This is a genomic window from Limnohabitans sp. (assembly GCF_046052765.1).
Taxonomy (GTDB): domain Bacteria; phylum Pseudomonadota; class Gammaproteobacteria; order Burkholderiales; family Burkholderiaceae_C; genus Limnohabitans.
In genome coordinates this window covers 1-21,252 of sequence record NZ_JAVLFQ010000032.1, presented here as the reverse complement: position 1 = coordinate 21,252, position 21,252 = coordinate 1, and the positions used below count along the sequence as shown (strand labels likewise).

Below are 21,252 nucleotides of genomic sequence, written 5' to 3'. Positions count from 1 at the left end.
TTGACCCGAACAACATCATCCAAAGTGCAACCTGCCTGCGCTAAGGCAGACGCTATATTTTTAAAACATTGATCTGCTTGTTCGACCACATTCTCAGAAATGGTCATGCTGGCATAGTCAAAACCGGTCGTGCCCGATACAAAAACCCAATCACCTGCGACAACTGCGCGTGAATAACCTATGCGTTTTTCATATTCAGAGCCAGAGCTGATCCATTTTCTTTGCATGTTGGATTCCTTTTGAACCATTCACCTAATCAAGGCGCTTAATTTACATGCCCCACGCCATAAGCCTTCATCGCCGAAGCGATTTGACTGGCTTCTGTGGTGCTATCTGGATAAAAACGGTAACTGGGCGCGAGGATTCTTTGGGCTTGCTCAACCCTAATAAGCATCACACCTTGAATCTTGAATTTTTCTCCCGCCAATGCATTCAGTGGCTGAGCATATTTTTGAAACACCTCATCACCAGCACCCACATACTGGGCATGACCCTGGCATTTCCATCCTTTTTGGACAAAGATATCAATCATGCTGACGCATACCTTGGGGTTGTGTTGAATATTTCGAACGCTTTGAGGCGAGGCAATATGGGCGATGACCAGATGCTGATCATCAAAAACCGCAAACACTTCTTTCGGCGACACATTCGGCTGGCCTTGCTCATCGACAGTGGCTAACCAACACAGCACACAGCCACCAAGGTCTTCATGCTAATTTAATGCGTGTTGTGGTTCATAAGCGGACATACGCGGCTCCTGTTTATCCGGAATATAGCAACACTAAGCATTATTTTTATTAGAGGAAAGGAAAATTTATTGTAATAAGTTTTATTTTTTAACGCGCCCCAAACACCGCCGTCCCCACCCTCACCATGGTGCTACCGGCCTGTACCGCCGCTTCCAAATCAGCGCTCATGCCCATAGACAAGGTATCAAAGTGCGGCAAGGCCAGCGCTGCATGCAAGTCATCAAACAAACGCTTGGCTTGCAGGTGCACCGCCACTTGTGCGTCAAAACTCTCTAGCGGATCAGGAATCGTCATCAGGCCACGCAACACCAATCGCGGCAACGCAGACACGGCTTGCGCCAGCGCCAATGCTTCTCTTGGTGACACACCGGCTTTGGTCGGGCCGCCGTCAATATTCACTTGCAAGCAAATATTCAGCTGCGGTAAATTTGCCGGTCGTTGCTCGCTCAAGCGTTGCGCGATTTTCAAACGATCGACGCTGTGCACCCAATCGAAATGCTCGGCCACCGGTCGCGTCTTGTTGCTTTGCAAAGGGCCTATGCAATGCCAGACCAAGCCTTGCACATCTTTCAAGGCAGCGATTTTGTCCACGCCTTCTTGCACATAGTTTTCACCGAAATCGCGTTGCCCTAAAGTGGCCACTTCGCGCACTTGCTCAGAGGCAAAGGTTTTAGACACCGCCAGCAACTGCACTTGTGCTGCCGGTCGGCCTGCTTGCAACGCCGCTTGTGTGATGCGTTCACACACGGCTTGGTAACGCTGTTGAATCTCACTCATCATGTGGCTAACTGTAACAAGCAAGCGCCACGCATGAACCCGCTTTTGCTCGAATGGCTTTCACACACGCGCCACTTAGGTGCCTCCGACCTGCACTTAAGCGCAGGCCTGCCGCCCATGGTGCGCCGACTCGGGCAATTACAAGCGCTAGACGCTGCGCCAGTCAATGCAGACAGCATGCACACGCTGCTTGCCAGTGCATTGCCCGATTGGCCATGGGCATCCCGGGCTGTGTCCGATTCACACGTTGACGATAAGCACAACCAAGACCATGACACCGCAGTCTCGGTGCCTGAACTTGGTCGCTTTCGGGTCAACGTGTTCGCGCAACAACGCGGCTGGTCCTCGGTATGGCGCGCGATTCCCTCACGCATCCCGGCCTTAGCTGACACAGGCGCACCTGCAGTGCTAAGCGATTGGGTGCGACAACCCAACGGATTGCTGCTGGTCACCGGCGCCACCGGTTCGGGTAAGTCCACCACCTTGGCCTCACTACTTCACCACATCAACACCACGCAAGCGCTGCACATACTCACACTCGAAGACCCGATCGAGTTTGAACATGCCTGCGCGAAAAGTTTGGTGCAACAACGTGCCGTACCTGGACACAGCCACAGCTTTGACATGGCTTTGCGAGCCGCGTTGCGCCAAGACCCGGACGTGATCATGGTCGGGGAATTGCGCGACCTGACCACCATTCGCCTCGCACTGAGCGCCGCCGAGACCGGCCATTTGGTGTTGGCCACCCTGCACACGCGCAGCGCCACGCAAGCGGTGGAGCGACTGGTCGATGTGTTTCCGGCCGAGGAAAAAGCTTTGGTTCGCAGCCAACTCAGTTTGTCCCTGCTGGCGGTCATCACGCAAACCTTGTGTTTGCACAGCGACGGGCTACGCCGCGTCGCCGCACATGAAGTGCTTTACGCCACACCAGCGGTACGAAACCTGATTCGCGAAAACAAAACCGCGCAACTGCCCAATGCTTTGCAAACTGGCGCACAGTTCGGCATGCAAACCATGGCGCAGTCGCTGGAGAAATTGGTGAAGACCGGCGTAATCAGTGCTCACGAGGCGGCCCGACATGTGTCATGAAAGTGAGTGTGGCGTTGACAACGCTCGTTGGGTATGTGAATCGAAGCGGTGTGGGCTGTGGTGGCTTAGATAAAGGCGTGACGGAATGTATGCATCGAAGCGGTGCGGGTTGTGGTGGCTTAGATAAAGGCGTGACGGAATGTATGTATCGAAGCGGTGCGGACTGTGGGGGCTTAGATAAAGGGCGTGACGGAATGTATGCATCGAAGCGGTACGGGCTGTGGGGCGGGGCTGACGACGTTACGCCAGTGTGGAGGAGGCCCCGCCCCACAGCCCGCACACCCGCACACCCGCACCCACACCAACATCCACACCACACAGACACATTAAGATCAGAAAAACCACAAGGACACTGCCATGCCCCGCACCAACCCCAAAACCTACGAATCCACCACACCGACCCAAGTCGCTTTCATCGGTCTCGGTGTCATGGGCTACCCCATGGCCGGTCACCTGGCACTGGCTGGTCACCGTGTGACGGTGTACAACCGCAATGCCGCCAAAACCAAAGAATGGTGCGCCGAGTTCCCCGGCCATGCGTCAGCCGCCACGCCGCGTGAAGCCGCACACGGTGCAGACATGGTGTTTTGCTGCGTCGGCAACGACCATGATTTGCGTGCCGTCATGTTGGGCGCAGACGGCGTGCTTGCCGGCGCCCAAAGCGGCGCCTTATTGATAGACCACACCACCGCATCCGCTGATGTGGCGCGTGAACTGTTCGCCACAGCCAAGGCCAAAGGCGTGCATTTTGTCGACGCACCAGTCTCTGGCGGCGAAGCCGGTGCCATCAACGGCATGCTGACCGTCATGTGCGGCGGCGAATCTGCGGCTTTCGAACGCGCCAAGCCGGTGGGCATGGCATTCTCCAAAGCCTTTACCTTGATGGGCGACAGCGGTGCCGGTCAACTCACCAAAATGGTCAATCAGATTTGCATTGCTGGACTGGTACAAGCTTTGTCGGAAGGCATTGCCTTCGGCCAAAAAGCCGGTTTGAACATGGAGCAAGTGCTCGAAGTCATTGGCAAAGGCGCCGCCCAAAGCTGGCAAATGGACAACCGGGGTAAAACCATGGTCGCAGACAAGTTTGATTTTGGCTTTGCGGTGGACTGGATGCGCAAAGACTTAGGCTTGGTCATGGACGAGGCCAAACGCAACGGCTCACGCGTACCAGTCACGGCATTGGTTGACCAGTTTTATGCCGATGTACAAGCCATGGGCGGCAACCGATTTGACACATCCAGTTTGATTAAACGCTTACGCTGAAACAAAACAGCCACACCCGCTTTCAGGTGTGGCTGTTTGTTGCACAAGGGTATGTTTATTGTTTAGGTTTGTCTGAAGAGCTTTTATCGGCTGGCGGAGGCAACATACGGCTGAGCTCTTCTTCAGAAATAATTTCAAACAAACGCACCACTTTGTTCACGCCGCTGACATTGCGGATCACGTTGGTTGCACTGTTGGCTTCACGCTGCGTGACTCTTCCCATCACATACACCGTGTTGCGCTCGGTGACGATTTTGAAAGCGTTGGCAAACAAATCCCGGCTGTCCACCAAACTGGCTTTGATCTTGCCTGTCACGATCAAATCGTTGGATCGACTGCTCAAGTTGGTAGGTGGCATCACGCTCAGTTCATTCACCACGGCTTTGACGTTTTCCACCTTCTCCACCAGGCTGACCACTGATTGTTTATCACGCTCTGTGGCCACCTCGCCTGTCAGCAATACCTGGCGGTTGTAACTGGTGACATTCACATGAACTTTTTCGCCCAAATTGTCACGAATTCTGGCCGAGCTGCGTAATTCAATGGTTTCATCCTCGAGCTGGGCGCCTGAGGTGCGCCTATCCGTTGCCACCATGGCGCTACCAGCAAAACCGGCAACCAAGATGGGCGCGCATGCATTCAAGCACAGCGACAACAACAGCGCAGCACCGCTGACTTTGAAAGATGGTTGGTTCATTCGTTGTTCTCCTGTTCACCCAGCAATTGACTGTCCACACCGTCACACAATCCGTGCAACACCAATAAATAAACCTCTTGTAAGCGTGCCGCTTTGTCACTCGGCACACAAATATGCACATCTGTTTCATGCAAGAGCTGCCGAATTTTGCCGCTGCTTTGTCCGGTGATGGCGACCACACTTAACTCGCGCTCATGGGCTGCGCGGATCGCCTCCAGCAGATTCTCTGCTTGTTCACCCACAGAGAGCACCAACAAAACATCGCCCGGTTGACCCAAAGCACGAAGTTGTTTGGCAAACACCTGATCCAAGCCGTAACCAAGTGCAGCAGCGGTGAGCAACACACCATCGGTATTCAACGCAATCGCACCAAGTTCAGGCCGCTCTCGTTCATAGCGACTGACGAAGGTGGCGGCAAACAACTGCGCCAGCGCCGCGCAACCTCCATTGCCACATGCCAAGACTTTGCCCCCGCCGGTGACGCACACCAAAATCGACTGCACCGCAGCAACCATGGGTTTACTGAGGATTTGCGCGACTTGGTATTTCAAGTCTGCGCTGTCTATGAACTGTTGCTCAATGCGATGCTCTAGCATGAAGTGATCATACCTTTGACTTATGTCTGCTAAGTTAATATGGTTTTATGAATCAACTCTCAAACGCTGCTTGCAGCCATTGCATCTCACCCGACTGCACCACCACCACATCAAAACGACACGCAGGTGAATGTCGCCAACCGCTGAGATAGCACCGCGCGGCGTACACGATGCGCTGGCGCTTGCGTGCGCTGATGCTAGCGAGTGCACCACCATGCCGGGCATTGCCTCGACTGCGCACCTCAACGAAAACCACCGTACCTTGCGGGTCGCGCACAATCAGGTCTATCTCACCGCCGCCGCGACCCGGCGTGCGGTAGTTCCGTTGCAGCAATTGCAATCCCCGGCTTTGCAAAAATGCCAGCGCTTCGTCTTCGGCCGCATCGCCTTTGCTTTTGCTGCTGTGCCCACGGCCAGACATGTGATGATGTTGAAAGGTACCCATTGACTCCCCGATATGAAACCGCCTTGTCAGCCGCGCAACTTGCTTGCGAAGGCCAAGCGCATCCCGGCGGGTGTTTGTATGTGTTGGCAACGCCCATCGGCAATCTGGCAGACATCAGCTTGCGCGGTTTGCATGTGCTGCACATCGCTGACCTGCTGGCCTGCGAGGACACGCGCCACAGCCAGTCGTTGTTGCGGCAATACGGCATAGACAAACCCGGTGGCAGTTGGCTGGCGGTGCACCAGCACAACGAAGCCAGTGCAGCAGCTCAGGTGATTGTGCGTTTACAGCAAGGCCAGCGGGTGGTTTATTTAAGTGATGCAGGTACACCGGGTATCAGCGATCCAGGCGCACGTTTGGTGGCGCTGGTGCAGCAAGCTGGATTGCGGGTCATGCCGCTGCCGGGTGCGAGCAGCATCACCACCTTGATGAGCGTGAGCGGTTGCACAGGAGAAGACGGGTTTGTATTCATCGGATTCCTGCCAAGCAAATCCACTGAAAGGCAACACCGTTTGCAAACCATGGCGGCAGAGCCACGGGCGCAGGTATTTTTGGAAGCGCCACACCGCATCGAAGCTGTGGCCAAAGATTTGCAAACCTTGGGAAACCGAAGTTTGACTGTAGGTCGAGAATTGACTAAACAATTTGAGGAGGTTGCCACCATGCCCGCCAACGGCTTGACTGCATGGTTAAACGCTTCCGCGCAACGCAGCAAAGGCGAATTTGCTTTGGTCTTGCATGCACTGGCGCAAAGCACAGACCACATGGCCGAGGCTGAACGGGTATTGGATATGTTGCTGGCTGAGTTACCGGTGAAAACTGCGGTGAAGCTGACCGCGGACATCAGCGGTGCGCCGCGCAATGCCTTGTATGCCTTGGCGTTGCAAAAAAAACCTTCAGCTGATAGCCACTGACTGCATCGTTGACACTGAATGCGCACAGGCAGCGCCGAGAGTATCCGTCGTTTTAAGTCACCAGGTGTTGCGGTTTGCCCGCAACAAAGGCTTCAATGTTGTCTATCAACTGGTTCGCTAAAAACTGCATGGCCTGTGTTGAAGCCCAGGCCACGTGCGGTGTGAGTATGAAATTCGGCGTTGTGATCTCGAGCAAGGGGTTACCATTTTTAGGCGGCTCTTGCGTCAACACATCAAAACCCGCGCCGGCAATCACGCCGTTTTCCAGCGCGGTTTTCAGTGCCTGTTCATCGACCAGACCGCCACGCGATGTGTTGATCAACAAAGCGCTGCGCTTCATTTGCTGCAACTGCGCCATGCCTATGAAATGGCGTGACTCGGGCGTCAGCGGACAGTGCAAACTGATGATGTCGGATTCGGCAAATACACGCGCAGGATCGACGAAATCCACACCGGCGGCTTTAGGCGGCGCATGGTCTGCAAACAAGACTTTCATGCCCAAAGCCTGCGCAATCTTGGCAGTGGCTTGACCCAACACACCTTCGCCAAAAATACCCAATGTGCTGCCGTACAAATCGCGGATCGGGTAATCGAAAAAACAAAACTGTTCTTCTGTTTGCCAGCGGCCTTTGAGCACATCATCGCGGTACGCCATCAAATTTCGGCGCAGTGCAAATATCAACGCAAACGCGTGTTCAGGCACGGTGTGCACCGCGTAATTGCGTATGTTCACCACCGCCACACCGAGTTCACGACAAGCTTCGATATCGATCACGTCATAGCCGGTCGCAGCCATGGCAATCAACTTCAAATTCGGTAGTTGCGCCAGCGAATCGCGCCTGAGAGGCACCTTGTTGCTGATGGCTACTGTCGCATGTTGCAAACGCTCGACCACTTGATCTGGCCGCGTTTGCTCATGCTCTGTCCATGCGTGCGCAAACGATGGCGGGCGCAGTTCAGCTTTTAACGACTGTCTGTCCAGAAAGACTATTTTTTGCATGATCGTCCTTGTTGAAGACCGGTGCACCCAAGCCAGAGGGTGCCGTATGCTTGCGCCAATAGTTACCAGCTGCTGCCGCGCCACTGCCTGGTTGCACTTGTACACCGCAATCGAGCATAGCCATTTCAGCGCCATTGATAGCGGCCATCAAGTGCACTTCATTCATGTCGCCAAGGTGGCCGATGCGAAACAGCTTGCCCGCTACTTTAGACAAGCCGCCACCCAAGGACAAGTTGTAGCGGCGGTATGCGCGTGCAATCACTTCGGTACCTGCAATGCCTTCGGGCAGCATGACGGCAGTGACCGTGTCCGAATGCCATTTCGCCTCAGAAGCACACAGCTTGAGTTGCCAGCCTTGCGTCACGGCTGCACGCACACCCTCTGCCAGGTAATGGTGACGGGCGAACACATTGTCCAAGCCTTCTTCGCTCAGCATCTTCATCGACTCGATCAAACCGTACATCAATGGCAATGCAGGCGTGTAGGGAAAGTAACCGGTGGCATTGCTTTGCAACATGTCTTGCAAATCGAAATACGCGCGACGCAGCGTGGCCGTTTTGTGCATGGCCAGCGCTTTGGCGCTGACGCACAAAATGCCCAATCCAGCGGGCAACATCAAGCCTTTTTGCGAACCGCTGACGGCCATGTCAACGCCCCAATCGTCAAACCGGAAATCGATACAGCCCAAGGAGGACACGCAATCGACAAACAACAATGCGGGGTGTGCGGCATCGTCCAAGGCCTCACGCACACCGGCGATGTCAGATGTCACACCGGTAGCGGTTTCATTGTGACAAGCCAGCACCGCTTTGAACTGGTGTTGGGTGTCGTTTTTCAAAATGTCGGCGAATTGTTGCAAGGGCACGCCTGTGCCCCATTCGCATTCGACGATATGCACGTCCAAGCCGAGGCGTTGGCACATGTCAATCCACAAATGACTGAACTGCCCAAAACGCGCTGCCAGCACTTTGTCGCCAGGGGACAAGGTATTGGTCAGCGCCGCTTCCCAGCAACCGGTGCCAGATGAAGGGAATATAAAAGGAGTGCCTTGTTTCGAGCGAAAAATGTCCTTGAGACCCGCCATGATGGTGTGGGTCAGGTGAGGGAAATTGGGTGATCGGTGGTCTTCCATTGACACCATCATGGCGCGTTGTATGCGCTCTGGCACATTGGTAGGACCGGGGACAAACAAAAAATTACGACCAGCCATGTGAGTACTCCTTTGATGAATCAACAACGCTAAAAAACTTCTTCGAAAAAAACTTACGGGTGCAATACCGTGTCGCCGTACACAGGGAATGGGGCAACCAATTCGGCCACTTTGTCACGCACTTGGGCCACGTGAGCAGCGTCTTCAGGCGCTTCGAGTACATCAGCGATCAAATGCGCGGTCATGCGGGCTTGTTCTTGGCCAAAACCACGCGTGGTCATGGCGGGGGTGCCCAAGCGGATACCGCTGGTCACCATGGGTTTTTCCGGGTCGTTCGGTATACCGTTTTTGTTGCAAGTGATGTGCGCTTGGCCCAAGGCCAACTCAGCTGCTTTGCCAGTGATACCTTTGGCACGCAAGTCAACCAACATCACATGGCTTTCGGTGCGGCCACTGACGATGCGCAATCCGCGCTCCACCAAGGTCTTGGCCAAGGTGTCCGCATTCAATAAGACTTGCTGTTGGTAGTTTTTGAAAGCGGGTTGCAGCGCTTCATAGAAGGCGGTGGCCTTGCCTGCGATCACGTGCATCAAAGGACCGCCTTGCATGCCGGGGAATACCGCGCTGTTGATTTTTTTCGACATCTCTTCGCTGTTGGTCAAGATGATGCCGCCACGGGGTCCGCGCAAACTTTTGTGGGTGGTGGAGGTAACTACATCGGCATAAGGCACAGGATTGGGATAAGCGCCGCCTGCAATCAAACCAGAGTAATGCGCCATGTCGACCATCAAGTACGCGCCAATGCTTTTGGCCACTTGCGCAAACCGTTGCCAATCTATCTTGAGTGCATACGCAGACGCACCCGCAATGATCAGTTTGGGTTTGTGCTCGTGGGCCATGCGCTCCATGGCCTCGTAATCGATTTCTTCGGCTGCGTTCAAACCGTAGCTGACAACATTGAACCATTTGCCACTCATGTTCAAGTGCATGCCATGGGTCAGGTGACCGCCCTCAGCCAGACTCATGCCCATGATGGTGTCGCCGGGTTGCAGCAAGGCCAAGAACACCGCTTGGTTGGCTTGCGAGCCTGAATTGGCTTGCACATTGACGAAACTCGCGCCGTAAAGTTCTTTGAGTCGGTCAATACACAGTTGTTCAACGATGTCGACGAACTCACATCCGCCGTAATAACGCTTGCCCGGATAGCCTTCGGCGTATTTGTTGGTGAGGATAGAACCTTGCACCCGCATCACTGCTGGACTGGTGTAGTTTTCAGATGCAATCAGTTCAATGTGTTGCTCTTGACGATGTGCCTCTTTCAACACGGCCGACCATAACTGCGGGTCGCATTGAGAGATATCACCATGGTCTGGAAACGCGGTCAATGGGGTAGTGGTTTTGTTTAGCATAAATGGGAAGAATTGAAAATAAAAAATGGTGGAAAAATCAGTGGTAGCGGCTGGCCATGGCATCCATGCCAATGGGCTTGATGCTGTGCGCGTGACCGGCACAACCAAAAGCTTCAAACCTTGCCTTGCAAATAGCGCGCGCGGCTTTGCGCGCGGCAATCAAGGCTTTGCGTGGATCGAATTCACTTTTGTCTTGCGCGAACGCCTGACGCATGGCGCCGGTCATGGCCAATCGGATGTCTGTGTCGATATTCACCTTGCGCACACCAGAGCGAATGCCGCGCTGGATTTCTTCCACCGGCACGCCATAGGTTTCTTTGATGTCTCCGCCAAATTCACGGATGATGGCCAGCCATTCTTGCGGTACGCTGCTAGAACCATGCATCACCAGGTGCGTGTTAGGCACAGACTGATGGATAGCCACGATTTGCTCCATGGCCAAAATATCGCCCGTGGGTTTACGGGTGAATTTGTAGGCGCCGTGGCTGGTGCCAATCGCTATCGCCAATGCATCTACACCGGTACGCTCGACAAAATCTTTGGCCTGAACCGGGTCTGTCAATAACATGTCATGGGTCAATTTACCCACCGCACCGATACCGTCTTCTTCACCCGCCTCTCCCGTCTCAAGCGAGCCTAAACAGCCGAGTTCGCCTTCAACAGACACGCCAACCGCATGAGCCATTTCACAGACACGGCGGGTGACATCGACGTTGTAGTCGTAACTGGCCGGTGTCTTGCCGTCTTGCATCAACGAGCCATCCATCATCACGCTGGAAAAACCCGAACGAATCGATTGTTGGCAAACGGCTGGTGACACGCCATGGTCTTGGTGCATCACCACCGGAATATCCGGATGCGATTCGATGGCAGCCAACACCAAGTGGCGCAGATAGGCTTCACCTGCGTATTTGCGAGCCCCTGCAGACGCTTGCAAAATGACCGGGCTGTGCGTCTCTTGCGCAGCCTCCATGATGGCCTGCACTTGCTCTAAGTTGTTGACGTTGAATGCAGGAATGCCATAGCCGTGTTCGGCAGCATGGTCGAGTACTTGGCGCAATGAAACGAGAGCCATAGATCTATCTCCGGAAAAATGTGATTAAAGGGATGGCCTCAGGCCTTTTTCTTGCGTTCCATCATGCGCCAAACAAACGGCGTGAAGATCAGTTGCATCGCTAACTCCATCTTGCCGCCAGGTACCACCACAGTGTTGGCGCGCGACATGAAAGAGTCTGGAATCATGTTGAGCAAATACGGAAAGTCGATGCCTTTGGGATTGGCAAAGCGGATGACCACCATGCTTTCATCCGGCGCTGGAATTTCACGCGCAATGAAAGGGTTGGATGTATCGACGCAAGGTACGCGTTGGAAATTCACGTGTGTGTGTGCGAATTGCGGGCAGATGTAATTCACATAATCAGGCATGCGGCGCAAGATGGTGTCGGTGACGGCTTCGGTGGAATAACCGCGTTTGGATTTGTCGCGCCAGAGTTTTTGTATCCATTCCAGGTTGATAACGGGCACCACGCCAATCAGCAAATCTGGGTGTTTGGCGATGTTGACTTCGGGCGTGACCACGGCGCCATGCAAGCCTTCGTAAAACAGCAAGTCCGTGCCAGCAGGTACATCTTCCCAAGGTGTGAACGTACCGGGTTCTTGTTTGTAAGGCGCGGCTTCTTCCTGGTCGTGCAAATACTTTCTGCGCTTACCGGTGCCTGTTTCGCCATAAGTGCGGAACAAGGTTTCTAGTTCTGCGAATAAGTTGGTGGTCGGACCGAAATGGCTGAAGTTTTTGTCACCTTGCTTTTCAGCTTCAGCCGCTTTTTTTCGCATCTCCAAGCGGTCGAAACTATGGAAACTGTCACCTTCGATGATGGCGGCCGTCACTTTTTCTCTGCGAAAAATATTTTCAAACGTGCGCGTGACCGAAGTTGTGCCTGCACCTGAGGAACCGGTGATAGCGATGATGGGGTGTTTGACAGACATGGCTTGTGGACCTTTTTTTGTTTTTTTAAATTTTCAGACCCGAAACAAACTGCGCTCTGAGAACAAGGGATTGGCGTTGGCAGTCTCGTCTGGCTCACTGTGGTAACGCTCAATGCGCTCTACTTCGTTTTTAGACCCGAATACCAAACCTATACGCTGGTGCAAATTGTCTGGTTGAACTGACAACATGGGGTCGCGTCCGGTACTGGCACGACCGCCTGCTTGTTCCATCACCATGCCAACCGGGTTGGCCTCGTACAGCAAACGCAAACGGCCAGCTTTGCTAGGGTCTTTGTTATCGCGCGGGTACATGAACACGCCGCCGCGCATGAGTATGCGGTGCGCTTCGGCGACCATGGATGCGATCCAGCGCATGTTGAAGTCTTTGCCACGCGCGCCGGATTTCCCTGCCAAACATTCGTCGACATAGCGCTTGATAGGTGCCTCCCAGAAACGGCTGTTCGAGGCGTTGATGGCAAACTCTTGCGTGTCCACGGGCACCATCAACTTCGGGTGGGTCAACATGAACTCGCCCAAATTGGGGTCGAGGGTAAAACCGGCTGCGCCATTGCCCACGGTCAATACCAACATGGTGGTCGGACCGTACAAGGCATAACCAGCGGCAACTTGCTGTTGGCCGGGCTGCAGAAAATCTTTTTCGGTCACGTCCCGACCGCTGTCGATCACGTCTTGCGGTGCGCGCAATATAGAAAAAATACTGCCCACAGACACATTCACGTCGATGTTGGAGGAGCCGTCCAGCGGGTCGAACACCAGCATGTATTTGCCGCGCGGAAACTGCGTAGGTATTTGATAGGGATGGTCCATTTCTTCGGAAGCCATACCTGCCAAGTGGCCTGCCCATTCGTTCATGCGTATGAACAAATCATTGCTCAACACATCGAGTTTCTTCTGGGTTTCGCCTTGCACGTTGATGGATTTGCCGCCTTCGGCTGCTTGGTCGCCGTACACGCCGCCCAATTCGCCCATGGCAACCGCGCGGGCAATCGCTTTGCAAGCCAGTGCCACATCCAGAATCAATGCATTGAAGTCGCCACTAGAGCCGGGAAAGCGGCGGCGCTCTTCGATCAGGTATTGGGTCAGTGTGGTGCGGTGTCTCAAAGGCATGATGTTCTCTCTCAAGCGGCCTTGTGCCAGCTGCGCAGTTGTTCGACGGAAGTGTTGCCCAAGTCTGGCAACACTTTCAATGCCCCATTGAATTCATGGTGTGCGGTATAGCTATTGGGCGTGACGATCACAGCTAAGCCCGCGCTTTTGGCAGCGTTCAAGCCGTTGGCAGAGTCTTCAAATGCCAAGCAATCTGTGCCTGTCAAACCTAAGCGCGTGAGGGTTTGTGTGTAAACCTGCGGATGAGGTTTTTTCTTGGGCGCGGTAGACGCGTCTTCGATGACAGTGAACAAGTCTTTCCAATCCGGGCCTATCGCGTTGCGCAACAGCACGGCGATGTTGACAGGTGAGGTGGTGGTGGCAATGGCCAAACGCAAACCTGATTGGTGCGCCTGCTGAATCAAGTTCAACACGCCAGGGCGCAATTGCACCGCGCCAGATTGCACCGCGTGTTCATACGCCGCTGTTTTCATCGCATGCAAGCGATCAATAGTGTCTTTCAAGCCGCCGCCGTCAATGTCTTTGATATCCGGATGCACTTGCTTCCAGTAATGCAACATACGCTCTTTGCCGCCGGAGATTTCCAACAACTTGGTATAGCCGGGCACGTCCCACTGCCAGTCCAAGCCTTCTTCGGCAAACGCTTGGTTGAAGGCTGACAGGTGCGCGCTTTCTGTGTCGGCCAAGGTGCCGTCAACATCAAATATCAGCGCTTTAAGCATCAGATCACTTCCAATATGTTTATTCATCCGGGCGAACATCCGCTTGCTGAAAGACCCGACTGGCAGCAAAGTCGGATGCAGTCAGGGTGCGTAAATCATCTGCGCTGAGTTGCCGGTCCCGATCGGCAAAGAGCCGGCTGGCTTGGCGCAGACGCGCACGGTCCAGTGCATTGCGCACGCTGCGGGCGTTGGCAAAGTGGGGCTGCTGCACCCTCAAGCCTAGGTAGCGCTGGAACACCGTGTCGGCATCCGGCGCAAACACATAGTTTTGCTGGACCAGCATCTTTTGCGAAATCTGTAACAACTCGTTAACTGAATAGTCGGGGAAGTCAATGTGGTGAGCGATGCGAGAACTCATACCGGGGTTGGATTCGAAGAAAGTATCCATGCGGTCTTTGTAGCCTGCCAGGATCACCACCAGGTCATCGCGCTGGTTTTCCATGACTTGCAGCAGTATTTCGATGGCCTCCTGCCCGTAGTCGCGTTCGTTTTCCGGGCGGTACAAGTAGTAGGCCTCGTCAATAAAGAGCACGCCACCCATGGCTTTCTTCAGCACTTCTTTGGTTTTAGGTGCGGTGTGGCCGATGTACTGGCCCACCAAATCATCGCGGGTCACTGCTACCAGATGGCCCTTACGAACATAGCCCAGACGGTGCAGGATTTGCGCCATGCGCATGGCCACCGAGGTTTTGCCGGTGCCAGGATTGCCCACAAAGTTCATGTGCAAGCTCGGCGCCTCGCTGACCAGACCCAGGTTGATGCGCAGCTTGTCAATCACCAGCAAGGCCGCAATGTCGCGGATACGGGCCTTCACTGGAGCCAGCCCCACCAGATCACGGTCCAACTCAGCGATGACTTCCTCCACCTGTGACTGCGCCAAAACCTCACCCACGCTGCGCGCTTGGCCCAGGGCCGCAACAGGTGGATCTGAGGTTTGCGCTGCCGCTGGCACCGATGAATCGGCGAGTGCGCTTGGTTTTGAATAGTTGCTCATGGCTGTAGCGCTGTCCGGGTGCGTTTAGTAACGCTCGCCTTCGGACTTGTCAGTGGCATAGCTGTGTACCGTGTACTGGATCTGACGCCCGCCGATTTCTTGCCTGGTCAGACCAAAGCCAGGTTCTTTCTTCGGCCGGTTCACGATGTATGACATTTGCACAGACTCAACGCCTTGTGTTGCATCAAACGCCGTGACACGAATGTAGTAATTAGGAAAGGTCTTGCGACAGGCATTGACCTCCGTCAATATGGCTGACGCGTCCTTCAAGTCAAACATCGGGTTACCGTACATCTCCCAGTAGGTGTTACGGGGATGCGGGTCGTCAGTGTATTCGACGCCGAGAGCCCAGTTTTTGCTGAGTGCGTACTCTATCTGAGCGGTGATCTGCTTGTCAGTCAGGTCGGGTAAAAAAGAAAACTGGCCTTGTGTGAGGCGACTGCCGTGGTTGGTCATCATGATGAGGTTTCTCCTTAATTGGATACCGTCGGCGTGACGGCGAAATCGGCGGTGTCGGTGGATTCGTAATTAAAGCTGATATCGCCCCATGTGTCGATGGCGGCCTTCAAAGGCGAGCACCACTTGGCGGCATCCTGCAGGATCTGCGGACCTTCGTTCCAAATGTCGCGGCCTTCGTTTCGCGCCAGCACCATGGCTTCAAGGGCGACGCGATTCGCTGTGGCTCCCGCCTGGATGCCCATGGGGTGGCCAATCGTGCCGCCGCCGAACTGCAGCACCACGTCGTCGCCGAGGTAAGTCAGCAGCTGGTGCATTTGGCCGGCATGGATGCCACCAGAGGCGACCGGCATGACCTTGTTCAGTGAAGCCCAGTTTTGCTCGAAGAAGAGACCCTTTTCGAGCTGCACGGGTGTGTGTGTGTCGAGCAGCGTGTCGTAGAAACCGCGGATCATCATCGGGTCGCCTTCCAACTTGCCGACCACCGTGCCGGCGTGGATGTGGTCCACACCCGCCATGCGCATCCATTTGCAGATGACGCGGAAGTTCATGCCGTGGTTCTTCTGGCGCGAGTAGGTGCTGTTGCCTGCGCGGTGCAGGTGCAGGATCATGTCGTTTTTACGCGCCCACAAGGCCATGCTCTGGATTGCCGTGTAGCCGATCACCAGGTCGATCATGATAATCACGCTGCCCAAGCTCTTGGCGAATTCTGCACGGGCGTACATTTCTTCCATCGTGCCGGCAGTGACGTTCAGGTAGTGGCCTTTGACCTCACCGGTTGCTGCGCTGGCTTTGTTGACGGCTTCCATACAGTAGAGGAAGCGATCGCGCCAGTGCATAAAGGGCTGCGAGTTGATGTTTTCGTCGTCCTTCATGAAATCGAGACCGCCTTTGAGGCCTTCGTACACCACGCGGCCATAGTTACGGCCCGACAGGCCGAGCTTGGGCTTGGTGGTGGCGCCGAGCAATGGTCGGCCGAACTTGTCCAAACGCTCGCGCTCTACAACGACGCCGGTCGCCGGACCCTGGAAGGTTTTCAAGTAGGCGACGGGGATGCGCATGTCTTCCAAGCGCAGCGCTTTCACAGCCTTGAAGCCAAAGACGTTGCCGATGATGGACGCAGTCAGGTTGGCGATCGAGCCGCCTTCAAACAGGTCGATGTCGTAAGCGATGTAGGCAAAGTACTGCTGTTCTGTCTTGGTGCCGGGACCCGTGTTTGGCACGGGATCGACGCGGAAAGCTTTGGCGCGGTAAAGGTCGCAGGCGGTCAAGCGGTCGGTCCATACCACCGTCCAAGTGGCTGTCGAGGATTCGCCGGCGACTGCTGCAGCGCACTCTTCGGAGTCGACGCCTTCTTGAGGCGTCATGCGGAACATGGCGATCAAGTCGGTTTCTTTGGGCTGGTAGTGTGGGTCCCAATAGCCCATTTGCTTGTATCTCAAGACGCCAGCGCTGTAGCGCTTTTTGCCGTCGGTGATTTGACTGTCTTTATCGCTCATCTAAAAACTCCGCAGTGTTGAAAGGATGGATGTACTTTAAAAATTCCTGCACAATAAGTAAATTCATTATTATTTGAATTTGGATTAAGGAATACTTAATTGAAAAACGCCACCTTTCGACAACTTCGATTTTTTAACGCAGTCGCCAGACACCTGAGTTTTGCCAAAGCAGCCGTTGCCATGCACGTGTCCGCACCAGCTGTCACTATGCAAATCAAGGACTTAGAAGCGGAAATTGGCATGCCGCTGTTTGAGCGTCAGGGTCGCAAAGTCAGTTTGACCACCACCGGCGAATACATGCTGGTTTACAGCCGCAAGATGCTGGCGCTGCTCAAAGACGCGGAAGACGCTGCAGCCAGACTGCAGCGCATTGAGACCGGCACGCTGACCATTGGTCTGGTTGGCACCACCACCTATTTCGTTCCTGCTTTATTGAATCAATTTTTAAAAGAGCACGAAGGCATCGAGTTGAAACTGATGGTGGGCAACCGCAGCGAGTTGGTGCAATGGCTTCAAAACAGCGAAGTAGATATCGCCATCATGGGCAAAGCACCCGATGAATTACCTACACGCGCTGAACCTTTTGCCGCCAATCCTTTGGTGTTTGTCGCCTCGCCCGAACACCCGCTGGCCGGGGAAATGGGACTTCGCGCCGAGGACTTGCGTCAACAGGCTTTCATCGTGCGCGAACCAGGCTCAGGCACGCGCAGCGCCATGGAAAGTTTTTTTACGCAAGCCCGCTTGCAACCTCGCTACAGCATGGAGTTGCAATCGAATGACGCGATCAAACAAGCAGTGATGGCAAATCTGGGTCTGGGATTTTTATCGTTGCACACCATTGCGCTGGAATTGCAAACCAAGAAGCTGTGCGTGCTGCCGGTCACCGGTGCGCCATTGGTACGTGCATGGAACGTGGTGCACCCCTTGTCCAAGTTATTGTCACCAGCGGCCGAGGCATTCAGGTATTTTGTGCTCGAACATGCGGAAACAGCATTGGCCACGCGTTTTGCCGACCTACATCAACTGCCGAGCTGAAAAATTGGCTTCATAAGTGGGTATGAGCCCCTCAAACCAATACTTCACTTTGACATACGGTTTATGTCTTATCGCTATCTATTGGTTGATTTTTTTTTGGTGCGGCTGGCGGGGATCGAACCCACGACCCTTGGCTTCGGAGGCCAATACTCTATCCACTGAGCTACAGCCGCATTTAACCCATTGTAGGTGGCGCCGACAACTGTGTTTTTTCAACCCCTGTCAGTTTGTAGGCTGAAGGTCGCTGGCTATAATTTGTGATTGCTTTACACCAAAGAGATATCTCCCATGAGCGACCATCACGAAGAAGACCACAGTGGCCCTGTCAAAACACCTAGACAATTTCTGACCTTGATGGTTTTGTCTTTCATGCTTCCTGTTTTTATCATTATTGGTTTGGTGTACTTCATCACATCACAACCCAAGCCCAGTGCAGGCTCATCGAATTCGGCTGAAATGACAGCTGCTCGGCTGCAAAAAGTCGGCGTTGTCCAAATCAAAGATACCAACCGCCCCATGAAATCCGGTGAAGAGGTATTCCAAGGTCAATGTGCCGCTTGTCACGCCAACGGTGCCGCCGGCGCACCCAAATTCGGCGATGCCGCTGCCTGGAGCCCACGCATCAAAACAGGTTATCCCGCTTTGCTTAACTCTGCTCTCAAAGGAAAAAATGCCATGGCCGCCCAAGCGGGTGGCGAGCACGAAGACCTTGAAATCGGCCGCGCCGTGGTTTACATGGCCAATGCAGCCGGTGCGAAATTCGCTGATCCTGTCAAGTAATCTGTGACGCCCGCTGTTGCGGGCTTTTCACAAAACCATAGGTGCTTTCCAGTTCGCTAGATTGCACTTTTTTTTCGTCCCATCGTTGCTGATCCAGCGCCTCAGCCGCCAGCCAAACATCTTGCGTATGGACAAGCCCTAAACCTTGTTGGGTCAGCAAATACACCTGACCGAGTTCATCCACCGCGCAGTGCTCGACCAGTTGCAATTCATCGGCGGCTGACCAAGCACTGAAATCATCTTTAAGACGCCAGACAAACGGTGCGGTTTGTAATTCAACAAACACACGTTGCGGGCCATTTTGAAAATACCACTGTCCGTGCTCGTCGGCCAAGTAATTGCGCTGTATGAACTCGATCAATTTGGTGTGCACGAGTTTGCTGCCCTTGGCCTGTGAAAAGTTGCCTAAGGCTTGGGTCTGGTCGTCCCGCATGTACCAGTCGCCGCGTTGATCCAGCCCGAGCCAGCCGAAGCAATGCGGCACATTCGGCCATTTGCGCATAGCTTGTTTGACCAGTTCATCCATGGGTGGCATCCTGTCAGCCAAAGTGTAGGGATTGCTTGCGAGTGAACTTCAGTGCAAGACCGGCGGCAAAGCATCAGAGCGTGCGTGTATTTCCTGCGGCGTGCCTGGGCTGGCATGGTGCGCCACCATGCGCCAGCCTTGGGCAGTACGCACATAGACATTGGTGGTCAACACATAAGCCATTTGCATGCCCTCTGGCATGCTCAATTCAATGCGTTCGACCACATTGTGCATGGCGCTGGTGACGGTTTCGACTTTGCGCACGTGTTCTGGATGCGCGGCGATGACGCCATTATTGAACATGGTTTCAAAAGATTGGCGAATATTCTCTAGGCCGACGAGTCGCGGGCCACCGGGATGAACGCAGACCACGTCTTCATCGTCGGACCAGCAGGCCATCAAACGCTCGATATCGCCCTTTTGCAAAGCCTCATAAAACGCAGCTTCAATGTCATCAGCGGTACCGCCGACGGTGGCTGCCTGAAGCTTTGCCTTGCTCAAGGTATTATTTTTTACTGCGGAATTTACGCAATGCAGACAACTGTGCGGCAAAAACGGCGAGTTCAGCCTGCGCCGCAGCAATGTCGACGCTGGATTTGGCGTTTTTCATGTGTTCTTCTGCGGCTTTTTTGGCTGCATTAGCGCGTTCTTCGTCCAGGTCCTTGCCGCGCACGGCGGTGTCGGACAGCACAGTGACAGAATCTGGCTGAACTTCCAAAATGCCACCCGCGACGAAGACAAATTCTTCTTCCCCGTCAGGCTTTTGGATGCGCACAGAACCGGCGCGGATGCGCGAGATCAGCGGTGTGTGGCGCGGATAAATGCCAAGTTCGCCGACTTCGCCAGGCAATGCCACGAAAGTGGCTTGTCCAGAATAAATCAGCTCTTCGGCACTGACCACATCAACTTGCATGGTTTTCATGGGGCTTCCTTGTCAGGTGCAGTTGCAGCCCGGATTAAATTTTCTTGGCCTTCTCAATGGCCTCGTCAATCGTGCCGACCATGTAAAACGCCTGCTCGGGCATGTGATCGCACTCACCGGCGACGATCATCTTGAAGCCGCGAATGGTTTCAGCCAATGTGACGTATTTGCCGGGCGAACCGGTGAACACTTCAGCCACGTGGAATGGCTGGCTCAGGAAACGCTGGATTTTGCGGGCACGTGCCACAGCCAGTTTGTCTTCGGGTGCCAATTCATCCATGCCCAAAATGGCGATGATGTCGCGCAATTCTTTGTAACGCTGTAATGTGCCTTGCACAGCGCGGGCGGTGTCGTAATGGTCGTTACCCACCACCAACGGATCGAGCTGACGGCTGGTGGAGTCCAAAGGATCAACCGCTGGGTAAATACCCAATGAAGCAATGTCACGTGACAACACCACCGTGGAGTCCAAGTGTGCAAATGTGGTGGCAGGTGACGGATCGGTCAAGTCATCGGCAGGCACGTAAACGGCTTGGATGGAAGTGATAGAGCCGACTTTGGTAGAAGTAATACGTTCTTGCAAACGGCCCATTTCTTCGGCCAGTGTAGGCTGGTAACCCACGGCTGAAGGCATACGCCCCAACAGCGCGGACACTTCGGTACCGGCCAATGTGTAACGGTAGATGTTATCCACAAAGAACAGCACGTCTTTGCCTTCGTCGCGGAAAGATTCGGCGATGGTCAAACCGGTCAAAGCCACGCGCAAACGGTTACCGGGAGGCTCATTCATCTGACCGTAAACCATGGCCACTTTGGATTCGGGGAGGTTCTCCAGATTCACCACACCGGAATCGGCCATCTCGTGATAGAAGTCGTTACCTTCGCGGGTACGTTCACCCACACCGGCGAACACGGACAAACCGCTGTGCGCCTTGGCGATGTTGTTGATGAGTTCCATCATGTTCACGGTTTTGCCCACACCGGCACCGCCGAACAAACCGACCTTACCGCCTTTGGCAAACGGGCAAACCAAGTCAATCACCTTGATGCCGGTTTCCAGCAGTTCTTGAGAAGGGCTGAGCTCGTCGTAAGCAGGGGCTTTACGGTGAATAGAA

Annotated in this window: 25 protein-coding genes and 1 tRNA gene; 5 read left to right on the top strand and 21 right to left on the bottom strand. The window is 54.3% G+C overall.

All coding sequences use genetic code 11. The features are described 5' to 3' along the window. From AC9UG7_RS04045 to AC9UG7_RS04035, 3 genes are all read right to left on the bottom strand, one after another. A partial coding sequence (locus tag AC9UG7_RS04045) for a Rid family hydrolase (RefSeq protein WP_509584500.1) occupies window positions 1-227 on the bottom strand: 227 nt, incomplete at its 3' end. A 38-nt stretch (window positions 228-265) separates the two neighbouring features. After that, window positions 266-691 carry a pyridoxamine 5'-phosphate oxidase family protein gene (locus AC9UG7_RS04040; RefSeq protein WP_509584498.1) on the bottom strand — a complete coding sequence of 142 codons (426 nt, stop codon included), beginning with the start codon at window positions 689-691 and terminating at the stop codon, window positions 266-268. 145 nt (window positions 692-836) lie between these two features. After that, window positions 837-1,526, bottom strand: coding sequence for a YggS family pyridoxal phosphate-dependent enzyme (locus AC9UG7_RS04035; protein ID WP_509584495.1), 690 nt, complete (start codon window positions 1,524-1,526; stop codon window positions 837-839). Window positions 1,527-1,559: 33 nt separating this feature from the next. Between AC9UG7_RS04035 and AC9UG7_RS04030 the strand changes: the two genes are divergently transcribed. Together AC9UG7_RS04030 and AC9UG7_RS04025 are read left to right on the top strand one after the other, a co-directional pair. Further along, window positions 1,560-2,615 carry a type IV pilus twitching motility protein PilT gene (locus AC9UG7_RS04030; RefSeq protein ID WP_509584503.1) on the top strand — a complete coding sequence of 352 codons (1,056 nt, stop codon included), beginning with the start codon at window positions 1,560-1,562 and terminating at the stop codon, window positions 2,613-2,615. A gap of 357 nt (window positions 2,616-2,972) precedes the next feature. After that, the gene (locus AC9UG7_RS04025; protein ID WP_509584493.1) at window positions 2,973-3,878 is read left to right on the top strand and encodes an NAD(P)-dependent oxidoreductase; all 906 of its coding nucleotides are present in this window, start codon (window positions 2,973-2,975) and stop codon (window positions 3,876-3,878) included. 55 nt (window positions 3,879-3,933) lie between these two features. On the opposite strand, the gene AC9UG7_RS04020 is transcribed toward AC9UG7_RS04025, so the two are convergent. From AC9UG7_RS04020 to AC9UG7_RS04010, 3 genes are read right to left on the bottom strand one after another with little or no spacing between them, the layout of a single operon-like run. Then, the gene (locus AC9UG7_RS04020) at window positions 3,934-4,575 is read right to left on the bottom strand and encodes a BON domain-containing protein (protein ID WP_509584490.1); all 642 of its coding nucleotides are present in this window, start codon (window positions 4,573-4,575) and stop codon (window positions 3,934-3,936) included. After that, the gene (locus AC9UG7_RS04015) at window positions 4,572-5,171 is read right to left on the bottom strand and encodes an SIS domain-containing protein (RefSeq protein ID WP_509584487.1); all 600 of its coding nucleotides are present in this window, start codon (window positions 5,169-5,171) and stop codon (window positions 4,572-4,574) included. Before AC9UG7_RS04015 ends, AC9UG7_RS04020 begins: the two co-directional genes overlap by 4 nt. A gap of 52 nt (window positions 5,172-5,223) precedes the next feature. After that, window positions 5,224-5,616: a YraN family protein gene (locus AC9UG7_RS04010; protein WP_509584484.1), complete on the bottom strand. Its 393-nt coding sequence runs from the start codon at window positions 5,614-5,616 to the stop codon at window positions 5,224-5,226. Here AC9UG7_RS04010 and rsmI point away from each other — a divergent pair. Continuing rightward, on the top strand, window positions 5,616-6,530 hold the full coding sequence (gene rsmI / locus AC9UG7_RS04005; RefSeq protein WP_509584482.1) for a 16S rRNA (cytidine(1402)-2'-O)-methyltransferase: 915 nt from the start codon (window positions 5,616-5,618) through the stop codon (window positions 6,528-6,530). The two genes, AC9UG7_RS04010 and rsmI, sit on opposite strands and share 1 nt — an antisense overlap. Before the next feature lie 52 nt (window positions 6,531-6,582). Here rsmI and AC9UG7_RS04000 read toward each other — a convergent pair whose 3' ends face one another. Genes AC9UG7_RS04000 through AC9UG7_RS03955 form a run of 10 tightly spaced genes read right to left on the bottom strand, consistent with a single transcriptional unit; the run spans window position 6,583 to window position 16,874 of the window. Then, window positions 6,583-7,530 (bottom strand): D-2-hydroxyacid dehydrogenase, encoded by a 948-nt coding sequence (locus AC9UG7_RS04000; RefSeq protein WP_509584479.1) that lies wholly within the window; start codon window positions 7,528-7,530, stop codon window positions 6,583-6,585. Continuing rightward, window positions 7,487-8,740, bottom strand: a complete 1,254-nt coding sequence (locus AC9UG7_RS03995; protein ID WP_509584476.1) for an aminotransferase class V-fold PLP-dependent enzyme — start codon at window positions 8,738-8,740, stop codon at window positions 7,487-7,489. Before AC9UG7_RS03995 ends, AC9UG7_RS04000 begins: the two co-directional genes overlap by 44 nt. 53 nt (window positions 8,741-8,793) lie before the next feature. Next, entirely contained in the window at window positions 8,794-10,089 is a 1,296-nt protein-coding gene (glyA, locus tag AC9UG7_RS03990) for a serine hydroxymethyltransferase (RefSeq protein ID WP_509584473.1), read from the bottom strand. 37 nt (window positions 10,090-10,126) lie between these two features. Further along, complete coding sequence (fba, locus tag AC9UG7_RS03985) at window positions 10,127-11,164, bottom strand: class II fructose-bisphosphate aldolase (protein ID WP_509584471.1); 1,038 nt, start codon at window positions 11,162-11,164, stop codon at window positions 10,127-10,129. Window positions 11,165-11,202: 38 nt separating this feature from the next. Continuing rightward, window positions 11,203-12,075 carry a phosphoribulokinase gene (locus AC9UG7_RS03980; protein ID WP_509584468.1) on the bottom strand — a complete coding sequence of 291 codons (873 nt, stop codon included), beginning with the start codon at window positions 12,073-12,075 and terminating at the stop codon, window positions 11,203-11,205. Between the two features lie 33 nt (window positions 12,076-12,108). Next, window positions 12,109-13,203, bottom strand: coding sequence for a class 1 fructose-bisphosphatase (locus AC9UG7_RS03975; RefSeq protein ID WP_509584465.1), 1,095 nt, complete (start codon window positions 13,201-13,203; stop codon window positions 12,109-12,111). 11 nt (window positions 13,204-13,214) lie between these two features. Further along, window positions 13,215-13,925: an HAD-IA family hydrolase gene (locus tag AC9UG7_RS03970; RefSeq protein WP_509584462.1), complete on the bottom strand. Its 711-nt coding sequence runs from the start codon at window positions 13,923-13,925 to the stop codon at window positions 13,215-13,217. Window positions 13,926-13,944: 19 nt separating this feature from the next. Further along, window positions 13,945-14,919, bottom strand: coding sequence for a CbbX protein (gene cbbX / locus AC9UG7_RS03965; RefSeq protein WP_509584459.1), 975 nt, complete (start codon window positions 14,917-14,919; stop codon window positions 13,945-13,947). 24 nt (window positions 14,920-14,943) lie between these two features. Next, window positions 14,944-15,378, bottom strand: coding sequence for a ribulose bisphosphate carboxylase small subunit (locus AC9UG7_RS03960; RefSeq protein ID WP_509584456.1), 435 nt, complete (start codon window positions 15,376-15,378; stop codon window positions 14,944-14,946). A gap of 14 nt (window positions 15,379-15,392) precedes the next feature. After that, the gene (locus AC9UG7_RS03955) at window positions 15,393-16,874 is read right to left on the bottom strand and encodes a ribulose-bisphosphate carboxylase large subunit (RefSeq protein ID WP_509584453.1); all 1,482 of its coding nucleotides are present in this window, start codon (window positions 16,872-16,874) and stop codon (window positions 15,393-15,395) included. A gap of 99 nt (window positions 16,875-16,973) precedes the next feature. Here AC9UG7_RS03955 and AC9UG7_RS03950 point away from each other — a divergent pair, with 99 nt between their 5' ends. After that, window positions 16,974-17,909, top strand: coding sequence for a LysR family transcriptional regulator (locus AC9UG7_RS03950; protein WP_509584451.1), 936 nt, complete (start codon window positions 16,974-16,976; stop codon window positions 17,907-17,909). Window positions 17,910-18,006: 97 nt separating this feature from the next. Here AC9UG7_RS03950 and AC9UG7_RS03945 read toward each other — a convergent pair. Then, window positions 18,007-18,082, bottom strand: a tRNA-Arg gene (locus tag AC9UG7_RS03945). Between the two features lie 115 nt (window positions 18,083-18,197). On the opposite strand from AC9UG7_RS03945, the gene AC9UG7_RS03940 reads away from it, so the two are divergent. Then, window positions 18,198-18,689 carry a c-type cytochrome gene (locus AC9UG7_RS03940; RefSeq protein ID WP_509584448.1) on the top strand — a complete coding sequence of 164 codons (492 nt, stop codon included), beginning with the start codon at window positions 18,198-18,200 and terminating at the stop codon, window positions 18,687-18,689. Here AC9UG7_RS03940 and AC9UG7_RS03935 read toward each other — a convergent pair. From AC9UG7_RS03935 to atpD, 4 genes are all read right to left on the bottom strand, one after another. Continuing rightward, the gene (locus AC9UG7_RS03935) at window positions 18,682-19,215 is read right to left on the bottom strand and encodes a DUF2946 family protein (RefSeq protein WP_509584445.1); all 534 of its coding nucleotides are present in this window, start codon (window positions 19,213-19,215) and stop codon (window positions 18,682-18,684) included. The two genes, AC9UG7_RS03940 and AC9UG7_RS03935, sit on opposite strands and share 8 nt — an antisense overlap. A gap of 48 nt (window positions 19,216-19,263) precedes the next feature. Continuing rightward, the gene (locus AC9UG7_RS03930) at window positions 19,264-19,716 is read right to left on the bottom strand and encodes a YybH family protein (protein ID WP_509584442.1); all 453 of its coding nucleotides are present in this window, start codon (window positions 19,714-19,716) and stop codon (window positions 19,264-19,266) included. 4 nt (window positions 19,717-19,720) lie between these two features. Beyond that, on the bottom strand, window positions 19,721-20,137 hold the full coding sequence (locus AC9UG7_RS03925) for a F0F1 ATP synthase subunit epsilon (protein WP_509584439.1): 417 nt from the start codon (window positions 20,135-20,137) through the stop codon (window positions 19,721-19,723). Window positions 20,138-20,171: 34 nt separating this feature from the next. Then, a partial coding sequence (gene atpD / locus AC9UG7_RS03920) for a F0F1 ATP synthase subunit beta (protein ID WP_509584436.1) occupies window positions 20,172-21,252 on the bottom strand: 1,081 nt, incomplete at its 5' end.